The sequence below is a fragment of the Halomonas sp. NPDC076908 genome, assembly GCF_050269715.1.
GTDB lineage: Bacteria > Pseudomonadota > Gammaproteobacteria > Pseudomonadales > Halomonadaceae > Vreelandella.
Genome location: NZ_JBNNIW010000005.1, coordinates 12,937 through 31,721 on the forward strand (window position 1 = coordinate 12,937; position 18,785 = coordinate 31,721).

18 protein-coding genes are annotated in these 18,785 nt (G+C 53.6%); 8 read left to right on the plus strand and 10 right to left on the minus strand.

From position 1 onward, the window contains the following. Positions 1–46: 46 nt before the first annotated feature. Positions 47–1,156, minus strand: a complete 1,110-nt coding sequence (locus ACQKE4_RS04120) for an S-(hydroxymethyl)glutathione dehydrogenase/class III alcohol dehydrogenase (RefSeq protein WP_427387026.1) — start codon at positions 1,154–1,156, stop codon at positions 47–49. Positions 1,157–1,330: 174 nt separating this feature from the next. Between ACQKE4_RS04120 and ACQKE4_RS04125 the strand changes: the two genes are divergently transcribed. Continuing rightward, a complete protein-coding gene (locus tag ACQKE4_RS04125; protein WP_427387027.1) occupies positions 1,331–2,227 on the plus strand; it encodes a LysR family transcriptional regulator in 897 nt (298 codons plus the stop codon). 56 nt (positions 2,228–2,283) lie between these two features. Here ACQKE4_RS04125 and ACQKE4_RS04130 read toward each other — a convergent pair whose 3' ends face one another. Then, positions 2,284–3,654, minus strand: coding sequence for an L-serine ammonia-lyase (locus ACQKE4_RS04130; protein ID WP_427387028.1), 1,371 nt, complete (start codon positions 3,652–3,654; stop codon positions 2,284–2,286). Between the two features lie 201 nt (positions 3,655–3,855). Here ACQKE4_RS04130 and ACQKE4_RS04135 point away from each other — a divergent pair, with 201 nt between their 5' ends. Both ACQKE4_RS04135 and ACQKE4_RS04140 read left to right on the plus strand, forming a co-directional pair. Further along, positions 3,856–4,503 carry a hypothetical protein gene (locus tag ACQKE4_RS04135; protein WP_427387029.1) on the plus strand — a complete coding sequence of 216 codons (648 nt, stop codon included), beginning with the start codon at positions 3,856–3,858 and terminating at the stop codon, positions 4,501–4,503. A 192-nt stretch (positions 4,504–4,695) separates the two neighbouring features. Next, positions 4,696–6,267: an AbgT family transporter gene (locus ACQKE4_RS04140; protein WP_427387030.1), complete on the plus strand. Its 1,572-nt coding sequence runs from the start codon at positions 4,696–4,698 to the stop codon at positions 6,265–6,267. A 191-nt stretch (positions 6,268–6,458) separates the two neighbouring features. Here ACQKE4_RS04140 and rpoD read toward each other — a convergent pair whose 3' ends face one another. From rpoD to rpsU, 3 genes are all read right to left on the minus strand, one after another. Further along, a complete protein-coding gene (gene rpoD / locus ACQKE4_RS04145; protein WP_427387031.1) occupies positions 6,459–8,303 on the minus strand; it encodes an RNA polymerase sigma factor RpoD in 1,845 nt (614 codons plus the stop codon). Between the two features lie 233 nt (positions 8,304–8,536). Then, positions 8,537–10,381, minus strand: a complete 1,845-nt coding sequence (gene dnaG, locus ACQKE4_RS04150) for a DNA primase (protein ID WP_427387032.1) — start codon at positions 10,379–10,381, stop codon at positions 8,537–8,539. 208 nt (positions 10,382–10,589) lie between these two features. Then, a complete protein-coding gene (rpsU, locus tag ACQKE4_RS04155) occupies positions 10,590–10,805 on the minus strand; it encodes a 30S ribosomal protein S21 (protein WP_008956349.1) in 216 nt (71 codons plus the stop codon). Between the two features lie 239 nt (positions 10,806–11,044). Between rpsU and tsaD the strand changes: the two genes are divergently transcribed. Next, the gene (gene tsaD, locus ACQKE4_RS04160; protein WP_427387033.1) at positions 11,045–12,103 is read left to right on the plus strand and encodes a tRNA (adenosine(37)-N6)-threonylcarbamoyltransferase complex transferase subunit TsaD; all 1,059 of its coding nucleotides are present in this window, start codon (positions 11,045–11,047) and stop codon (positions 12,101–12,103) included. 21 nt (positions 12,104–12,124) lie between these two features. Here tsaD and plsY read toward each other — a convergent pair whose 3' ends face one another. Continuing rightward, on the minus strand, positions 12,125–12,697 hold the full coding sequence (gene plsY / locus ACQKE4_RS04165; RefSeq protein ID WP_427387034.1) for a glycerol-3-phosphate 1-O-acyltransferase PlsY: 573 nt from the start codon (positions 12,695–12,697) through the stop codon (positions 12,125–12,127). 103 nt (positions 12,698–12,800) lie between these two features. On the opposite strand from plsY, the gene folB reads away from it, so the two are divergent. Continuing rightward, a complete protein-coding gene (gene folB, locus ACQKE4_RS04170; RefSeq protein WP_427387035.1) occupies positions 12,801–13,181 on the plus strand; it encodes a dihydroneopterin aldolase in 381 nt (126 codons plus the stop codon). Next, entirely contained in the window at positions 13,178–13,726 is a 549-nt protein-coding gene (gene folK / locus ACQKE4_RS04175) for a 2-amino-4-hydroxy-6-hydroxymethyldihydropteridine diphosphokinase (RefSeq protein ID WP_427387036.1), read from the plus strand. The genes folB and folK overlap by 4 nt, the downstream gene beginning before the upstream one ends. A gap of 16 nt (positions 13,727–13,742) precedes the next feature. Here the strand turns inward: folK and ACQKE4_RS04180 are convergent, their stop codons facing one another. Together ACQKE4_RS04180 and ACQKE4_RS04185 are read right to left on the minus strand one after the other, a co-directional pair. Further along, a complete protein-coding gene (locus ACQKE4_RS04180; protein WP_427387037.1) occupies positions 13,743–14,879 on the minus strand; it encodes a polynucleotide adenylyltransferase in 1,137 nt (378 codons plus the stop codon). Between the two features lie 23 nt (positions 14,880–14,902). Next, entirely contained in the window at positions 14,903–15,715 is an 813-nt protein-coding gene (locus ACQKE4_RS04185) for a symmetrical bis(5'-nucleosyl)-tetraphosphatase (protein WP_427387038.1), read from the minus strand. 199 nt (positions 15,716–15,914) lie between these two features. Here ACQKE4_RS04185 and ACQKE4_RS04190 point away from each other — a divergent pair, with 199 nt between their 5' ends. Together ACQKE4_RS04190 and ACQKE4_RS04195 are read left to right on the plus strand one after the other, a co-directional pair. Then, positions 15,915–16,094, plus strand: a complete 180-nt coding sequence (locus ACQKE4_RS04190) for a hypothetical protein (RefSeq protein WP_427387039.1) — start codon at positions 15,915–15,917, stop codon at positions 16,092–16,094. Continuing rightward, on the plus strand, positions 16,094–17,560 hold the full coding sequence (locus tag ACQKE4_RS04195; protein ID WP_427387040.1) for an FAD-dependent oxidoreductase: 1,467 nt from the start codon (positions 16,094–16,096) through the stop codon (positions 17,558–17,560). The genes ACQKE4_RS04190 and ACQKE4_RS04195 overlap by 1 nt, the downstream gene beginning before the upstream one ends. A gap of 5 nt (positions 17,561–17,565) precedes the next feature. Here the strand turns inward: ACQKE4_RS04195 and apaG are convergent, their stop codons facing one another. Both apaG and rsmA read right to left on the minus strand, forming a co-directional pair. Then, a complete protein-coding gene (gene apaG, locus ACQKE4_RS04200; protein WP_427387041.1) occupies positions 17,566–17,943 on the minus strand; it encodes a Co2+/Mg2+ efflux protein ApaG in 378 nt (125 codons plus the stop codon). After that, entirely contained in the window at positions 17,940–18,767 is an 828-nt protein-coding gene (gene rsmA, locus ACQKE4_RS04205) for a 16S rRNA (adenine(1518)-N(6)/adenine(1519)-N(6))-dimethyltransferase RsmA (RefSeq protein ID WP_427387042.1), read from the minus strand. Before rsmA ends, apaG begins: the two co-directional genes overlap by 4 nt. Between the last annotated feature and the right edge of the window lie 18 nt (positions 18,768–18,785).

Sequence of the window (18,785 nt, forward strand, 5' to 3'; positions counted from 1 at the left end):
CACCGCGTTTTAAACGTACTAGCGATAATCTTAGTAGTGATAATACTTAGTAATGCAGCACGGTACGAATGCTCTTACCTGCATGCAGTAAATCGAACGCTTCATTGATCTTTTCAAACGGCATATCGTGGGTAATAAAATCGTCGATATTAATTTCACCGTTCATATAACGATCTACATAGCCTGGCAGTTCGCTGCGACCTTTCACGCCGCCAAAAGCGGAGCCTTTCCAGACGCGACCAGTCACCAGTTGGAATGGGCGGGTAGAGATCTCTTCACCAGCACCAGCCACCCCAATCACGATCGATTCGCCCCAGCCTTTATGGCAGCACTCAAGCGCCGAACGCATCACATTAACGTTGCCGATACACTCAAACGAGTAATCCACGCCGCCATCGGTCATATCAACAACGACTTGCTGGATGGAGTCAGAATACTCTTTAGGGTTCACACAGTCGGTCGCGCCGAACTGCTTGGCTAGCTCAAACTTATCGGCATTAACGTCGATGGCAATAATGCGACCCGCTTTGGCCATCACCGCGCCTTGAATAACAGCGAGACCAATCGCCCCCAAGCCAAATACCGCCACCGTGGCGCCTGGCTCTACTTTGGCAGTATTGAGCACCGCACCAATGCCAGTGGTTACACCGCAGCCGAGCAGGCAGATTTTATCCATTGGCGCTTCTTTTGACACTACCGCCAGCGACACTTCAGGCAACACCGTGTATTCACTAAATGTGGACGTACCCATGTAGTGATGGAGCATTTTGCCATCTAGAGAGAAACGCGAGGTACCGTCTGGCATTACCCCTTTTCCTTGAGTAGCGCGCACGCTGCCACATAGGTTGGTTTTTCCCGATAAACAGAACTTACACTTACCGCACTCAGCAGTGTAAAGCGGGATCACATGATCGCCCGGTTTCAAGCTTGTGACGCCCTCACCAACTTCCTGCACAACCCCTGCCCCCTCATGGCCAAGCACGGCGGGGAAGTTCCCTTCAGGGTCAGCACCTGAAAGCGTGTAAGCATCAGTATGGCAAACGCTGGTGGCGGCCATTTTAACCAGCACTTCTCCCGCCTTCGGGCCTTCAACATCAATTTCAACGAGTTCTAGCGGCTTGCCCGCTTCCAATGCAACAGCTGCGCGTGACTTCATTTATCACTCCTTATGGATCGCCAACAGCAAGCATTAGCCTGCTGCTCGATTTGTTTTCAGTGCTTGCAGTGTAGGCCAGCTGGGCGCAGTTGATAAAGCGGGATACACTCATAAGATTATTGCCACTGAGCAACAATCCATTCAAGCCACCATCAATTAAAGCTAGGAGCCAACATGCAGCACTGGGGCCGTATTGAAGCGTTTGTTGAAGTGGTGCGCCTGGGAACCTTCTCGGCCGCTGCTCGCCATTTGAAAGTGTCGACATCCCATATTAGCCGTTTAGTTAGTCAGCTCGAAAACCAGCTTGGCGTACAGCTGCTATATCGCACCACCCGTCAAATACGCTTAACCGATGCGGGTACCACTTATGTTGAACACTGTCGCCACCTGTTTGATGGGCTGCGCGATGCTGAGCAGGCACTTAGCGAACTCCAGGCCAAACCCAATGGGCTGCTGAAACTTACCTCGGCAACTACTTTCGGTGAGCGCTTTATCGCGCCATTAGTTAATGACTTTCAGTGTTTACACCCTCAGCTAGACGTTCATATGCACTTTACCAACCGGCCGGTTGAGCTGATTGAGGAGGGTTACGATATTGCAATTCGCATGGGAGTGTTAAAAGATTCCAGCTTAATCGCTAGGCGCCTTTGCGATCGGCGCGAATATATCGTTGGCTCACAAAGCTACTTTCGCCAAGCGCCACGCCCCCACACGCTCGGGGAGCTTAATCAGCATCGCTGCCTGATTGGCTCGCGACCCAACTGGTTGTTTGAGGTTAACGGCCAGCGACGTGAAGTGCGCGTAGAGGGATGCTGGACCGGCAACTCTGGCCCTGCTTTGTTAGATGCAGCACGTAAAGGATTAGGATTGGCTCAGTTGCCGGACTATTACGTTGCCCCGTACCTTGCCAGCGGCGAGCTGGTGGCTGTGCTGGAACCCTTTCAGCACCACGATACCGCCGTATGGGCGGTTTATCCTCGCCACCGCCACCTGTCGCCTAAAATTCGTCAGTTAGTCGATTATCTAGTCGCCAACATCGACCGCTTGCTGCCTCGTAATCCGCTGACATAGCGTTCGATTACTAAGCACTTGATGAGCCAGCACTTGATGATCTAGAAGTTAATGATTTAGCACTCAATGGCGTTAACAGCGAGGCCGCCTTTAGATGTCTCTTTGTATTTATCCTGCATATCTCGGCCAGTGTCGCGCATAGTGCGAATCACCTTATCCAGCGAAATAAAGTGTTCGCCATCGCCATGCATCGCCATGCGGGCGGCATTAATCGCCTTAACCGAAGCAATCGCGTTACGCTCAATGCAGGGCACCTGAACCAGCCCTCCCACAGGGTCGCAGGTCAAACCAAGATTATGCTCTAAGCCGATCTCAGCGGCATTTTCAACCTGGCCTGGCGTTCCACCCAATACTTCGGCAAGCCCGGCAGCGGCCATTGCACAGGCAGACCCTACTTCGCCTTGGCAACCTACTTCAGCGCCTGAGATAGAAGCATTCTTTTTGCATAAAATACCCACAGCGCCAGCGGTGAGTAGAAAATCCACCACATCAGCATCACAGGCATCGGGCTCAAATTTTAAATAATACGCCAATACAGCAGGTACGATGCCCGCTGCACCGTTAGTGGGCGCGGTGACCATGCGTCGGCCTGCAGCATTCTCTTCGTTAACCGCTAAGGCGAATACATTCACCCAGTCCATAACGGTAAAACTCGTTACAATCATGCGCTGGTTGGTGGGCGGATGGAGCAGCGCCTGATGGAGCATCTGTGCTCGCCGGCGTACATTTAATCCGCCGGGCAAATGTCCGGTAGCGCGCAGGCCGTTATCAATGCTGTCGCTCATGGCATGCCAAATGGTTAGCAGCTCTTCACGAATGGCCGCTTCAGTACGCCAGGCTTTCTCGTTTTCCAACATTAACTGGCTAATGCGCAGCTGGTGCTGTTGACACAGGGCAAGAAGCTCAGCGGCGGTATTGAAGGGGAAAGGGAGTTCAGTGGTGTCTTCGCCCACCTCACCTTTATCTGCTTTTGCTTGATCGACATAGAAACCGCCGCCAAGCGAGTAAAAGGTGTTCGTCTGGACTACTTCGTCACCCTGATAAGCACTTAAGATCATCGCGTTAGGATGAAAAGCCAAGCAGGTCTCGTCCCACAGCACATCATCTCGACGTGAAAAGCTGATCTGCTGACCATTAGCCAGCACTAGTGGGGCACCCTCATCCAGTGACGTCAACCTTGCATCAATGCTGTCGGGGTCAATACTATCGGGCGCTTCACCCATCAAGCCCATGATGACCGCTTTATCAGTGCAATGACCGATTCCAGTGGCGGCAAGCGAGCCATGTAGCGTTATCACTAGCCGAGTAATAGCGGTTTCTTTATCAAGCGCTAAGGCAAAATCCCGCGCTGCCCGCATCGGGCCGACCGTATGTGAGCTGGAAGGGCCGATGCCAATGCGGAATAGATCAAAAACACTAATAGCCATGTGATTACGCCTCACAACATTATCATTGCTTAATTATTAGCTACTTTGCAGCGCCAACCACCAAACGTCGAGCCTTTAACCGAAATATCGACGTGCAAGTAAATAAGTGTGACGATATAATGAACATTCAACTATGCATATTTACTGTCGCGCTGGGCTTACTTACTGTCGCATAGGCGCTATTTTCGATAAGGATGTCGTATGCTTCCCCCTCCTGCTTGGCCTATTGATTTTCGCACCACCCTGCTGCGAGCAACGCTTTATGTGCTGTTTATTGGCGGCATCGCTCAAGGCGCCTATCTTGAAGCGATTTATCTTCCGTCTGTGCGCTTTACCGAGCTTGGATTTACTGAATTTACGCAGACGGTCATACTAGCTACATGCTGCCTAATGCTGATCTATGTTCGTCACGTACTAAAAGTATGGCCGACGATCACCCTGCTGCTATTGGCATTTATTGCTGCTTCTTTAGTCCGCGAGCAAGACTATTTTTTTGACGAGTATATTGCGCGCAATACGTGGAAAGTAGTGGTGTCGCTAATCGTGATTCCCTCAATTGTGTGGGTGGTGATTCAACGGCGCCGCTTTATTGAGGAATTCGCCTGCTATAGCAACACCTTTGCCTTTGGCCTGTTCGCTGCAGGTGTGCTAACGACCTATGTGTTTTCGCGCTTGTATGGCCGTCAGATTTTTTGGCGCGCGGTACTCGAAGATAATTATGTGCGTGAATTTAAAGACGTTGCCGAAGAAGTCGTTGAGCTACTCGGCTATAGCTTAATCCTGTTCGCAACCCTTGAATTACTGCTGCTCGCCTTGCGTATTCATAAGGCACGCCGCGTCGCCAATTAAGCGTCCCTTTTACTATTTGCTAAATTCAATGACTAAACGCCGCCCTGGTGTCATCTAGGGCGGCGTTTCATTTTTCAAATCTCGTCATGCAAAAAGCCGTTTGCGGCCTGACACACTTCAACGTAGTGTCGGCTGCCACGCCTTCTAGGCACGTCTTCCACTAAAAAAACCCACATTGACGATATAAACCTTATGACAAATCCACAAAATCGTGAAGAAAACCTAAAGCGGGGCGCTTTTACGCGCTTCCTCGATAGCGTTGAGTGGCTTGGCAATCTACTTCCACACCCCGTGACGCTATTTGCGATCCTATGTTTGCTGGTCGTCGTTGCCAGTGGCATTGCCGGTGCTCTTGGCGTCTCTGTCGCCGATCCGCGCCCCGCCAATGAAGGCGAATGGATCGCCGTCAACTCGCTGCTCAATGCCGAAGGGTTGCGGCGTTTAATCACTGAGATGGTGACCAACTTTACAGGGTTTGCGCCCCTCGGCACCGTTCTCGTAGCGATGCTGGGCGTAGGGGTTGCCGAGCATTCTGGGTTACTTTCCGCCAGTATGCGCGCGCTGGTACTCAACCGCTCACCACGTATTGTGACGTACGCGGTTGTCTTTGCGGGCATCATGTCTAATACGGCTTCAGAATTGGGTTACGTGGTGTTGATTCCACTGGCGGCGATGATTTTCCATTCACTGGGACGTCATCCGCTAGCAGGCTTGGCAGCGGCATTTTGTGGGGTATCCGGTGGCTATAGTGCCAACTTGCTGATCGGCACGGTAGATCCGCTGCTCTCAGGAATTACTCAAGAGGCTGCCCGTCTGCTTGATCCCGCTTACATCGTGGGAGCTGAAGCCAACTGGTTCTTTATGTTTGTCAGCACTTTCTTTGTCACCATTATTGGTGGCTTGGTGACCGAGTATATTGTTGAGCCCAAACTAGGAAAATTTGATTCGGCCTATGCTGAAGACGATATTGACCAGCAGCGCATGGAAGGGCTATCCGACAATGAAAAGCGCGCACTCAAAGGGACTGGCCTAACATTTCTGGTGATTGTTGCCTTGCTCGTCGCCATGGTGGTGCCAGAAAGTGGCATTCTGCGTAACCCTGAAACAGGTCTAGTCAGCGGCTCACCCTTCTTACGCGGCATTGTAGTAGTCGTTGCAGTCTCCTTTGTTGTACTGGGTTTTACCTATGGTCGGCTTGCCGGCACCATGCATAATGACCGCGATGTGGTCAATGCCATGGCAAAAAGCATGAGTAGCCTGGGCTTATATATCGTTCTGGTATTTTTTGCAGCGCAGTTCGTGGCACTGTTCAATTGGAGCAACTTTGGCACCGTTACCGCTGTTGCAGGGGCAGGCATGTTAGAGACGCTTGGGTTAAGCGGCCCTGGGCTTTTCGCACTGTTTATTCTTATGTGTGCCATCGTCAATCTATCGTTAGGCAGTGCCTCGGCCCAGTGGGCGGTTACGGCCCCGATATTTGTTCCGATGTTGATGCTGATGGGCTACGCTCCAGAAGTGATCCAAGCGGCCTACCGGATTGGTGATTCAGTGACTAACTTGATTACACCGATGATGAGCTATTTTGGTTTGATCATGGCAATCGCCGCCCGCTACCGCAAAGATATGGGGATTGGCACTCTCGTCGCCATTATGTTGCCCTACACCATGTTTATGCTGATTGGCTGGAGCCTGCTGTTCTTCGTGTGGGTGTTTGTGTTTGGCCTACCCGTCGGACCCGGTTCTGCCACTTACTACACGCTGTAAGCGCTTAAATGGCATAACGCAAAAAGCCCGCTGTTCCGAGAACAGCGGGCTTTTTGGTCTTAGCGGCTACTTGCTATTCACCACTCACTCTTCACTACCTACCATTCACTACTTACTATTCACTACTTACTATTCACTATTTACCATTCACTATTTACCATTCACTACTTACCACTCATTGCTTACTGCACTCACTCGTCCAGGAACGAACGTAGTGGCTCAGAGCGGCTTGGGTGGCGCAGCTTACGCAGTGCTTTGGCTTCAATCTGACGAATTCGCTCACGGGTTACGTCAAACTGCTTGCCTACCTCTTCCAACGTATGGTCAGTATTCATATCAATACCGAAGCGCATACGCAGTACTTTCGCTTCTCTGGCAGTAAGGCCGCCTAGCACGTTGCGCGTCGCTTCGATAAGCCCTTCACCGGTGGCCATATCGATCGGCAGCAGCATAGTGCCATCTTCGATAAAGTCACCCAGGTGTGAATCATCATCGTCACCAATCGGCGTCTCCATGGAGATCGGCTCTTTGGCAATTTTGAGCACCTTACGGACTTTATCTTCAGGCATTTCCAAACGCTCACCTAGCTCTTCAGGCGTCGGCTCACGTCCCATCTCCTGCAGCATCTGACGCGACACACGATTGAGCTTATTGATCGTCTCAATCATATGCACCGGAATACGAATGGTGCGCGCCTGATCGGCAATCGAACGGGTAATCGCCTGACGAATCCACCATGTGGCGTAGGTCGAAAACTTATAGCCGCGGCGATATTCAAACTTATCGACCGCTTTCATCAAGCCAATGTTGCCTTCTTGGATCAAATCCAAGAACTGCAGACCACGGTTGGTATACTTCTTGGCAATCGAGATAACCAAACGCAGGTTGGCCTCAACCATCTCTTTCTTAGCGCGACGTGCTTTCGCTTCACCAATCGAGAGTTTGCGATTCACTTCTTTAAGATCGGCAACCGAGAGTTGCACCATATCTTCTTCAAAAGCGATCTTGCGCTGAGCTCGCGCAATGTCTGCACGCAGTGGTTCAAGACGGTCAGCATACTTACTCTGCGCTGCCTGGAAATCGTCCAGCCACGTTTTACGCGACTCATTACCAGGAAACGACTTGATAAACGTTTTACGCGGCACCTTGGCTTTCTTGACGCACAGCTGCATCACCGCTTTTTCTTGAGCGCGCACCTGCTCAACACTGATACGCACTTGACCTACTAAGCGCTCAAAGTGCTTGGGCACCAGCTTGATGGGCGAGAAAAGCACCGCCAAACGAGCCTGTTCAGCCTTTAGTTCAGAGCTGCCACGACCATGTTTTGCAAACGCGGCTTCTACCAAGGCGTTTTGTTCACGAATCTGCTCAAAGCGCGCGCGCGCTTCTTCAGGATCCGGACCGCCTTCAGTGGCTGTGGAGTCTTCGTCTTCATCGTCGCTATCGACGTCGTCGTCAATCTCGGGCTCGGGTTCCGGCTCAGGCACTTCGGCCTCTGCTACACCCGGAATACCCTCATCGGGATCAATGAAACCAGAAAACAGATCTGACAGCCGACCCGGTGCTTCCTCATCCTGAGTAGCATCATAGGCGTCCAGAATAGACGCGACGGCTCCCGGCAAATAGGCCAGGGACGACATCACCTCACGGGTACCCTCTTCAATCCGTTTGGCGATTTCAATTTCGCCTTCACGGGTCAGAAGCTCAACCGTGCCCATTTCACGCATATACATGCGTACGGGGTCAGTGGTGCGGCCTACATCGCTTTCCACGGCGGCAAGGGCCGCAACGGCCTCTTCCGCAGCGGACTCGTCCGTGGAGTGATCCGACATCATCAAAGTGTCTTCATCTGGCGCTTCTTCAACGACACTAATACCCATGTCGTTAATCATGCCAATGATGTCTTCCACTTGATCCGGGTCGGCGATATCCTCGGGTAGATGGTCGTTGACCTCGGCATAGGTCAGGTAGCCCTGTTCCTTGCCTCGAGCGATCAACTCCTTCAGACGTGACTGCTGCTGCGCATTTCCAGCCATAGAAACCCTATCTCGACGAAGAAGAATGAAACACCTGGTGCGCTGAATCGATTAAACTCAACAAGCCGAACAGTATAGCCTAATCTGGGAGAAATTTTCCAGCTCGACGTATTTGCGCGGTCATTCAGGTGTGTTAGGTTGTTCGGTTAGGCCAGCGCTTGGTGGCTGACCTTATATCTGGTGTCAAGACGTCAAGAATTCAACCCCTAACGTACAGAACACCGCCTTACTACTTAGTGGCGCTGAGCCAGCTCCGTCAACAGCTCTTTTACTCGCTGACTTTGAGCTTTATCAAGCTTTTGTCCCGAGCGCTCTAAGCTTAGCAGCGTTTCGAGCTCTTCTTGGGGAGAGCGTTTACGCTGTATATCAATAAGATGTTGTACCCAACTATGAAGTTCGGCTTCTCGGTCAGCCTTAGGCATTAACAGTTCACGCTTTGCGAAAGCCGCTAAAGCAAAGCCTTGCTCGCTACCCTGAAAATGCGCCAAGACTACCTGCGGACTGCGGTAACGCCCAGCCTTGAGCAGCGAAATCAGTTCCCGGCACAACGGTGCATCATCATCGTCGGGCAGCCACTCCAAATGGTCAGGCAGCGCGGCCACCAAATTGGGCTCATGTAACAATAACTGCACGATACGCCCAACCGGGGAGAGTGCCTGAGAGCGTGAACGCGACGGCGGTACAGTCGCCGCTTGCATGACAGCAGCGGACGAAGCGTCATCTTCAAACTGCTCAGGCTGGTGTTGCACATGACGCTGCTGATCTGTCTCAGCACGCCTCTCAAGCAGCACCTTTAACTGCTCCTGCGCCAAGCCACTACGCTGCGCCAATGACTCAAGCAGTAGCGATTTGAGCATGCCTTCAGGCACTTTGTTCAATGCCATTAACACTTGGCTGGCGAACCGCTCCCGTCCTTCGACCGTGTTTAAATCACGCCCCTGGGCCGCCTGTTCAAACAGGAACTCGGAAAGCGGCATCGCGCAGGTCACACGGTCCTGGAATGCCTGAGTACCTTCACGGCGCACCAAAGAGTCAGGATCATCACCTTCAGGTAAAAATAGAAAGCGCGCTTCACGACCATCAATCATTTGCGGCAGCGCGGTTTCCAGCGCCCGACTAGCTGCCTGCCTGCCTGCACGGTCACCGTCAAAACAGAACACCACACGGCTAACCAATCGAAACAGCCGGCTAAGATGGTCTTCCGTGGTGGCGGTACCCAGCGTTGCGACGGCGTTATAGATGTCATACTGGGCCAAGGCCACCACATCCATATAACCTTCCACGATCACCAACTGCTCAAGCTTGCTGGCTGCCTGGCGAGCCTCATACAAGCCGTAAAGTTCGCGCCCCTTGTGAAACACTGGCGTTTCTGGCGAATTCAAGTACTTAGGCTGTTCGTCGCCCATTACCCGACCACCAAAAGCGATGGTGCGCCCTCTCAGGTCACGAATCGGGAACATTACCCGATCGCGAAAGCGGTCATAGGTACGTCCGGTATCTTCGCGATGAATCAGCAAGCCATACTCAACCTGAACCGGCTCACCTATACCCCGCTCGCTGAGATGCAGTTTTAACGCTTCCCAACCGCCTGGGGCATAGCCAATACCGTAGGTCTTGATCACCTCAGCGGAAAGCCCACGCTCGGTGAGATAACGCTGCGCTGACTGGCCTTCCTGCATTTTCAAACGCTCGCGATAAAAGCTCGCGGCGAGTTCAAGCAGGTTAACGCCCTCTTTACGTTTTTTTTCGCGCTGCTGGGCACCAGGGTCATCGGTACCTTCGCGGGGCACATCAATACCAAGCCGCCCGGCCAACTGCTCTACCGCCTCGGGAAACGGCAGTTTGTCGTACTCCATCAAGAAGCGTAGTGCATTACCATTGGCCCCGCAGCCAAAGCAGTGATAAAACTGCTTATCCGCACTCACGGTGAACGATGGGGTTTTCTCTTGATGAAAGGGACATAGCCCAGAATAGTTACGGCCAGCCTTTTTAAGCTGCACACGCTCACCCACCACCTCGACCACATCAACGCGGCCTAACAGGTCATCGATAAAACGTTGTGGAATTTGGCCTGCCATGAACTGCGGGCATCCTCGCGCATAGCGCTGATTCGCTGACGTTATAAACCACAGCTTAGGGTCATCGGACCCATTGCCAGATCACCTTAAACAGCGATGGACTTAATCAGCAATGATTAGTCAAAAAAACAAACGGCCACCTAGTGGCGGCCGCTTGGCATCCCTCTTGAGACGACCAGCTAACTGCTCCGGCCCCCTCGGGTACGGATCAATAGAGCCGTTCGAAACGCTTTTGCTCACGCTGCACTTTCTTAGCGTGGCGTTTTACGGCAGCTGCCGCTTTGCGTTTACGCTCAGCAGTCGGCTTCTCATAGTGCTCGCGGCGGCGTACTTCGGAAAGAACACCGGCTTTTTCGCAAGAACGCTTGAAGCGACGCAGGGCGACGTCAAACGGCTCGTTATCACGTACTTTTACAGAAGGCATTAAGCACTCACCTACCTTAAGGAGTCTTGAGTTCGGATAGTACGTACACTGCCATTAGCGATTAAGCATGCGGTGTACGACCCAGTTTTACAGCGCACAGTAGTCTAGTCTCCGTTGGCCATCTTTGCAAATGCTTACGCTCGCAGGCAACGACAATGCTAAACTATTGGCCTTATATTTTTTTCACTGCGGCATCTGCATAGAACGCTTAAACAGAACCTTCAAAGAGTCCCTTTTTTATGCGTGTTTTGGGCATTGAAACATCCTGCGATGAAACTGGCGTCGCGCTTTACGACACCTCGATGACAGGTGGCAAGGGGCTGCTGGCCGATGCGCTGTATAGCCAAATTGCCATGCACGCGGAATTTGGTGGTGTGGTGCCCGAACTTGCCTCTCGCGATCACACCCGTAAACTGCTGCCGTTGATTGAGCAGGTACTCAGCGACGCCCAGCTGACGCGTCAGGATTTAGACGGCATCACCTATACTGCCGGGCCTGGTTTGGTTGGCGCTTTGATGGTGGGCGCCAGCACGGCCCACGGCATGGCTCGCGCGCTTAATATTCCCGTACTCGGCGTGCATCATATGGAAGGCCACCTGTTGGCACCTATGCTGGAAGATGAGCCGCCTGAATTTCCTTTCGTGGCGCTATTAGTCTCTGGCGGCCATACCCAACTGGTTGAGGTAAAAGGACTAGGGCGCTATCAACTGCTCGGCGAGTCTGTCGATGACGCCGCCGGTGAAGCCTTTGACAAAGCCGCCAAGATGTTAGGGCTAGCCTACCCAGGTGGGCCTCAGGTCGCCAAGCTCGCCGAACAGGGCAATCCCAAACGGTTTCGCTTTCCTAGGCCAATGACCGACAGACCTGGGCTCGACTTCAGCTTTTCGGGATTAAAAACCCACACTATGACGGCAATCCGCCAGCTAGACACCGCCAATGAACTCGACGACCAAGCCCGCGCTGATATTGCCCGCGCCTTTGAGGAGGCCGTGGTTGATACATTGGTAATAAAGTGTCGGCGGGCGCTAGACCAAACCGGCCTAAAACGCCTGGTGGTTGCAGGCGGTGTCAGCGCTAATCAGCGCCTACGCGAACGGCTTCACGCGGAGTGCGAAAAGCGCCAAGCCCGCGCCTACTACCCGCGCGGTCGCTTCTGCACTGACAACGGCGCAATGATTGCCTACGTGGGTGCGCAACGCTTGGCCGCTGGCGAGTGCGATGCCCCAGGCATCATACAGGCAACGCCCCGCTGGCCGCTCGATCAACTGACGCCGCCAGCATCTGCCGATCAACGCTAATCACCTATTAAGCGCCACAAATTAAGAGCCGCGAAACGGCGGCTCTTCACCGCGGCGAAGGCGGCGAATATTAAGCCCATGGCGGGCCAGCACCAGTAGGCTGAACCCTCCCACGACCAAGACATATTGCGGCGTAAACCAAGCGCATATTAGCGGCGCTGCCGCAGCGCTCACCAATGAGGCCATGGCTGCCGTTCTTAACCGCCATGCCAATAGCGCCCAAATCAGCGCGCTTAGTAGCGCCACTTTAGGCACCAACACCAATAGCACGCCAAAGGCACTGGCAACCGCCTTACCGCCACGAAAGCCATACCACAGTGGAAAACTGTGGCCGAGCAGGACCGCAAGCCCCACCACCCCCTGCAACCATACCGGACAGCTCATTATTTTTGCCCCTAGCACGGCAGGCATACCCTTCAAGGCGTCCAGCACCAGCGTGGCTGCCGCTAAGCGCGGACCATAAAGACGTAACACGTTGGAAAAGCCAGGATTGAACGAGCCATGTTGGCGGGGATCGCCCACGCCAGCCAAACGGCAGACGCTCAGTGCCGCTAACCAGCTACCGCTTAAATAGCCCACTACTATCCATACCATGGCTGCATGCTCGCTTTATAGACCATCTCGATAGCCCTACTCGCTGTCGTTCACACCCATCCTAACGTACAATCCCCGGCTTGTTGCAGCAGGGAGAAGGCAAATGGACCGCATTTTGATTGAAGCGTTAAGCGTTGAGACCGTCATTGGCGCGTACGATTGGGAGCGTTCGATTCAACAGTCATTGAGCTTAGATCTGGCGCTGGCCACCGATATTCGCTCGGCAGCAGCCACCGATGATTTACACCTCACCTTGGATTACGCCGCCATTTGCATGCGTATCCAGCAGTTTGCCGACGCTCATCAATTTGCTTTGGTGGAAACCTTTGCCGAACGTCTCGCGGAGTGTTTACGAACAGAATTTCCGATTACTTGGCTGCGCCTAACGGTGCGTAAGCCGGGCGCAGTACCCAATGCCCGAAGCGTTGGCCTGGAAATTACTCGCGGCAACCTGCCGGAGGCAACGCAGGTATCCGGCGCATGAATCTAGTGACCGTTAGCTTAGGTAGCAATATTAATCCCACTCAACATATTCTCTGCTGCCTGGATGCGCTTGCCGATACCTTCGGCCACTTACAGATCTCCCGTGTATTTGAAAGCGAGCCTGTTGGTTTTGCTGACAGCCGTAATTTCTATAATTTAGTGGTCGCCTTTCACAGCGATTGGACACCCGGCGAACTTCAGGCTTGGGCAAAACAGCTTGAGGCGGAACATGGCAGACTGCCCAGCACGGCTAAGTTTAGCCCTCGGGCGCTGGATATTGATCTGCTCACCGTGGGCAATACCTGCGGCATCATCGACGAGGTTTTACTACCGCGTGGTGAAATAACCGACAACGCCTTTGTCTTGCAGCCGCTTGCTGAGCTACTGCCCACTGAGCGCCATCCTCTCTGTGGCAAGGCCTATGCAACACTATGGGAAGCCTTCGAAGTAGGCAGTCAGCGGCTTTGGCCGATCGATTTTCGCTGGCGCGGACGCTGGGTCTCCCAGGCTGATGCTCAACCACAGCTTGCCACTGTAAGACGATAACTTTCTGACAAGCCCGCTACGCTAGCGCAGCCGCTACGGCTTGCCCACGTCGCTCTCGCAATGCCTCCCCCAGTGCTGCCCCTTGATACCCTTCCGCTATTAATGCCTGAGGGCTGACCTTACGTGCAGATTGCCAAGCGCTATCAAGTCGCCGGACCTGCTCAGGCGCGAGCACATTCACCAAGGCCAACTGCTCCTCCACCTGGGCAGGTTTGCGCCAGCTATCCAAACGCTCCAGCCAGAACAGTACGTTCGGGCCACTCAGCGCGGAATCTAGCAATTTATGGGTAAGCGCGGCATGGCGAGCAAGCTGGGACACTGCATTAGGCAGTTTTAACCGCTCCGCTAAAGCTTCTCGCTGTTCGTCACTCAGCGGCGACACCAACTGTGCATAGCGCCAGTGGGACACTGCTGACGCACCGGCATCAGGCGTCTTCGCCATCGCAACCAAGCCTTGTTTTAGCAGTTCTTCTTTTAGCTCCGGCCACCAAATAGCGAGAGCATCACAGCGTTTTAAGGTCGTAAAATAGACCTCTGGACTTGGCTCGCCCAGCGCCTTTTCGGTCTCTACCCACACCCGTTCGGCGGCCAAGTGCTCAAGCTCACCGCTGTGACTTACCTCACGCATCAGCGCCAGGGTCTCGGGCGCAATCGTGAACCCCAGCGACGCGTAGCGGGCCAGAAAGCGGGCGGTACGCAACACCCGCAGCGGGTCTTCACTAAAGGCTGATGAGATATGTCTCAGCACGCGCTGTTCAATATCCCCCCGCCCATCAAACGGGTCGGTCAAAGCGCCCTCGCTGCTCTCGGCAATGGCGTTGATGGTCAAATCACGCCGCAGCAGATCCTCTTCCAGCGTTACATCGGGACTTGCGTGGACCTCGAACCCCGCATAGCCGTGGCCGGACTTACGTTCTGTGCGAGCCAAGGCATACTCTTCGGCCGTTTCAGGGTGCAGAAAAACCGGAAAGTCACGGCCCACCGGTTTAAAACCACGCTTGCGCATATCATCTGGCGTGGCGCCCACCACCACCCAGTCGTTATCGTAGACGGGGCAACCTAGTAAAGCGTCGCGCACTGCGCCTCCCACACGATAGACCTTAAGGCCCGCTAAGCGAGAATCAGCGCGTGTTTCTGTGCCACTCTTTTCCATGGTGTTCTCTATTTCCCCTACTGCTAGTTTACCTGCTGGCTGGGCACACTTATACGCTCGCCGTTAGCAAGGTTGAGTGCCGTTAAACGCCCACCCCATACGCAGCCAGTGTCTAACGCCTCGACGGTCACGCGTGCCTGCGGGACTTTACCTTCCAGTGCTGCCCAGTGGCCAAACAACAGGTGAGCATCATCGGTACGAGGATATTGAAACCAGGGCTGAAAGCCTTTTGGAGCACTTTCCAACCCCTCTTTTGCCGCAAACTCTAAACGCCCATGGGTATCAATAAAACGCATCCGGGTGAAGACATTGACGATCAACCTCAGTCGCTCCATGCCGTCTAAATCGTCTTGCCAACTATCCGGCTGATTACCAAATAGCCGAGTTAAAAAATCACCGGACGTTTCACTGGCAAGTGCCTCCTGCACCTCCCGGCCTAAGGCTTCGGCTTGTGCCACGCCCCACTGGGGAAGCAGCCCCGCATGTGTCATTACTTTATTGCCCTCATGAACGCTTAACGGCAGGCTCTGTAACCAATCCAGCAGCCCCTCTCGATCAGGGGCTTTAAGAACATCACTCAAAGTATCATTTTTTTTCAGTTTGCCACCGCCTCGAGCGGCCACTAACAAATGAAAATCGTGGTTACCCAACACCGTACGCGCAGCGCTACCCAATGCCTTTACTTCTTGCAGACACTCAAGTGAAGCTGGCCCACGATTGATCAAATCGCCCACTAGCCAAAGAGTATCTCGCGAGGGGTTGAAGCTCAGCTGATCAAGTAACGCTATAAATTCTTGGTGACAGCCGTGTAAATCGCCGATTGCGTAGGTACTCATGCAAGGGCCTTTGATTAGATGAGTTTGCTAAATAGTAACATCCCCATGCTTGCCTAACGCCCACCATGGGGGGCTGGTGCTTAATGTGACAATTGAACTGGTGCAAACAGCCAACCTGCGCCACTATAAACAACCTCCAAGAAACCAACGTGCTCAGCGAAGCCTCTGCCTCGCCGCTGTTAAGGAAAACAATACGACGATGACAACGGATCATACCCGACGTGGACTACTGAAAGTGGCAACACTTGCCGGTATCGGTGCGTTACTGCTGCCCGGCACCGCCTTACTGCCTGTCGCGCAGGCCAACACCGCTAAGACATCTAAACCCCCCGCTGCCGTTATGGTAAATGGCTGGCTGCTGAATGCCAGTGACCGCTGATGTATATCGATTTCGAGGATATCAGCGAACATAGCAATGACGTGGATGTATGCATTATTGGCGGGGGTGCTGCAGGCATTTCCATGGCAATCACGTTGAGCAAGCAAGGGCATCGTGTGCTGCTCTGTGAGGGCGGTGACGCCGACTATAGTGAACGCTCTCAAGACAGCTACCGGGGCGAAACTGTCGGCGATGCTTATATTCCATTGTATGGTGCTCGGCTACGCTATTTAGGCGGGTCGACCAACCACTGGGGAGGCGTTTGCCGCCCTTTGGACCGCTACGATTTTAGCGCCAAAACAGCCGCCAGTGAGACAGCTTGGCCAGTCGGCCGCGATGCCTTGGCACCGTACTACCGTGCTGCCGCGAGCATGCTTGACTTAACGCCTACCCCTGCCGATCAGCCAATCCCGGGGTCAGGTCTAAAACGCATCTATTTTTCACTGGGTAATCCGACGCGCTTAAAAGATAAATATGCCGAGACACTTAGCGAGTCGACCACACTTGAATGCTGCCTGACGGCTAACTTAGTCGCGTTGGAAACGCAAGACGGCAAGGTAACCAGTGCCACATTCAAAAATTATCAAGGCGACCTTCGTCAGGTGCGGGCACGCTACTTTGTACTGGCCTGCGGCGGCATTGACAACTCTCGACTGCTGCTATGGTGCAATCAACAAACCCAAGGGCAGCTTATTCCCCAGCATGACACCCTTGGCCGTTATTGGATGGAGCACCCTCACGCCACGGTAGGTAAAGCGCTGCTTTTCAATCCGGCAGCACTCGGCCTGGACGATGAGTACAACGTATTTCTTTCCCCCACGGCTAGCACTATCGCCTCACGTCAAACTCTCAATTGCGGGCTACGCTTGCATCGTATGAACCCAGAGGCTACTCAGGAACTAACTGACGAACTCGCAGAGCAAGCGCCCACACTGGCTGGGCGGCTAAGCACTTGGCAAGCCCAGGGCCAGGTTATTCACGGCGCAGTATTGAGAGCTGCCTGGGAGCAAGAGCCCCAGTATGACAATCGCGTTGAGTTGAGCGATGAGCTAGATGAACTGGGTGTTCCCCGTAGCCGGCTGGTATGGCGGCAATCAGAATTAGATCGCCACACCATTCGAGAAAGCATGCTAGTGCTCGGCGACTACCTGCGTGCTAATGAACTGGGGCGTTTGCAGTTAGCTGACTGGCTCGCCGATACCCCTGTGCAACTGCCTACCGATGGTGAGCTAGCAGGTCGTCATCATATGGGCGGCACGCGTATGAGTCTTAATGCCGAGGAAGGCATTGTTAATCCCGATTGCCGTTTATTTGCTCAGGATAACTTCTACGTAGCGGGCTCCAGCGTGTTTGCCAGTGGAGGCCATGCCAACCCCACATTAACCTTGGTGCAATTGGCTCTACGCCTCTGTGACCACTTGGGGAGCCGATTAGCGCAAGATGACCAACCTGCAGCTGTTTCATAAAGCGCTTAATGAAGCTGCATCGGGGCGGCCAGTCGGAAGGGTGAGATCACTACTTCAAAGGCTCGTTGAGTCGAGGTGTCTAACAACGTGTAGGCACCTTCCATTACCCCTACTGGCGTCTGAAGAATTGCACGGCTGGTATAACGGAAACTCTGACCGGGACCAATCAGTGGCTGCTGCCCCACCACGCCTTTACCGCGCACTTCCTGGCAATCTCCGCTGCCTTGGGTGATTTTCCAGTAGCGCGCCATAAGCTGAACGCTATGGGGGCTTTTATTTTGCACAGTCACGGTATAGCTAAACACGTAACGCGACTCTGAATCGTTCGATTCATCTATACGGTAACTGGGTGTAACACTGACCTCAATGACTAAGCCACTCACGCTGATGTGCCCTTCTCGTTACTCGCCTGCTCATCGGCAGCAACGCGATTGGCAATGGCGACATACTCCGCCACGCTCAGGGTTTGCGGTCGGCGGATCGGGTCAATACCCAGGTCTTCTAGCGTCTCTGGGCCGACCCGCCCTTTAAAGTTATTGCGCAGTGTTTTACGCCGCTGACCAAACGCCAGCTTAACCAACTCAAACAATAACGCTGGGTCATCCGCGACATGCGGCAGCTTCTCATGGGGCGTTAAGCGCACAATCGCGGAGTCGACTTTGGGCCTCGGCACAAAAGCTTCCGGCGGTACAATAAACAGCTGCTCAACATGACAGTAGTACTGCGCCATCACCGAGAGACGCCCCCAATCTGTCCCGCCGGGCTCTGCCGCTAAGCGCTCTACCACTTCTTTTTGCAGCATAAAGTGCATGTCTTCCACTGCATCACCCGCTGCTAGCAGGTGGACAATCAGCGGTGTAGAGATGTTATAGGGCAGATTCCCCACGACACGCAGCGCTGGCCCATCACCTTTTAGTGCCGCGAAATCAAACTTTAGCGCATCGCCTTCATGGATCACAAAGTCAGGGTAGTTAAAAAACTGGACGCGCAGGCCGGGAATCAGGTCACGGTCAAGCTCAATCACTTCTAAATGGCCTGCCGCTTCCAGCAGCGGCTCGGTCAATGCCCCTTGGCCTGGGCCGATTTCGACAAGACGGTCTGTCGAACGCGGGCCAACAGCGCGAACGATCCGCGAAATAATGCCGAGGTCACGTAAAAAGTTTTGACCAAAGCGTTTACGAGCGCGGTGCTGGGGCACAGTAGACATCAAGCGGTATTCCTTGGA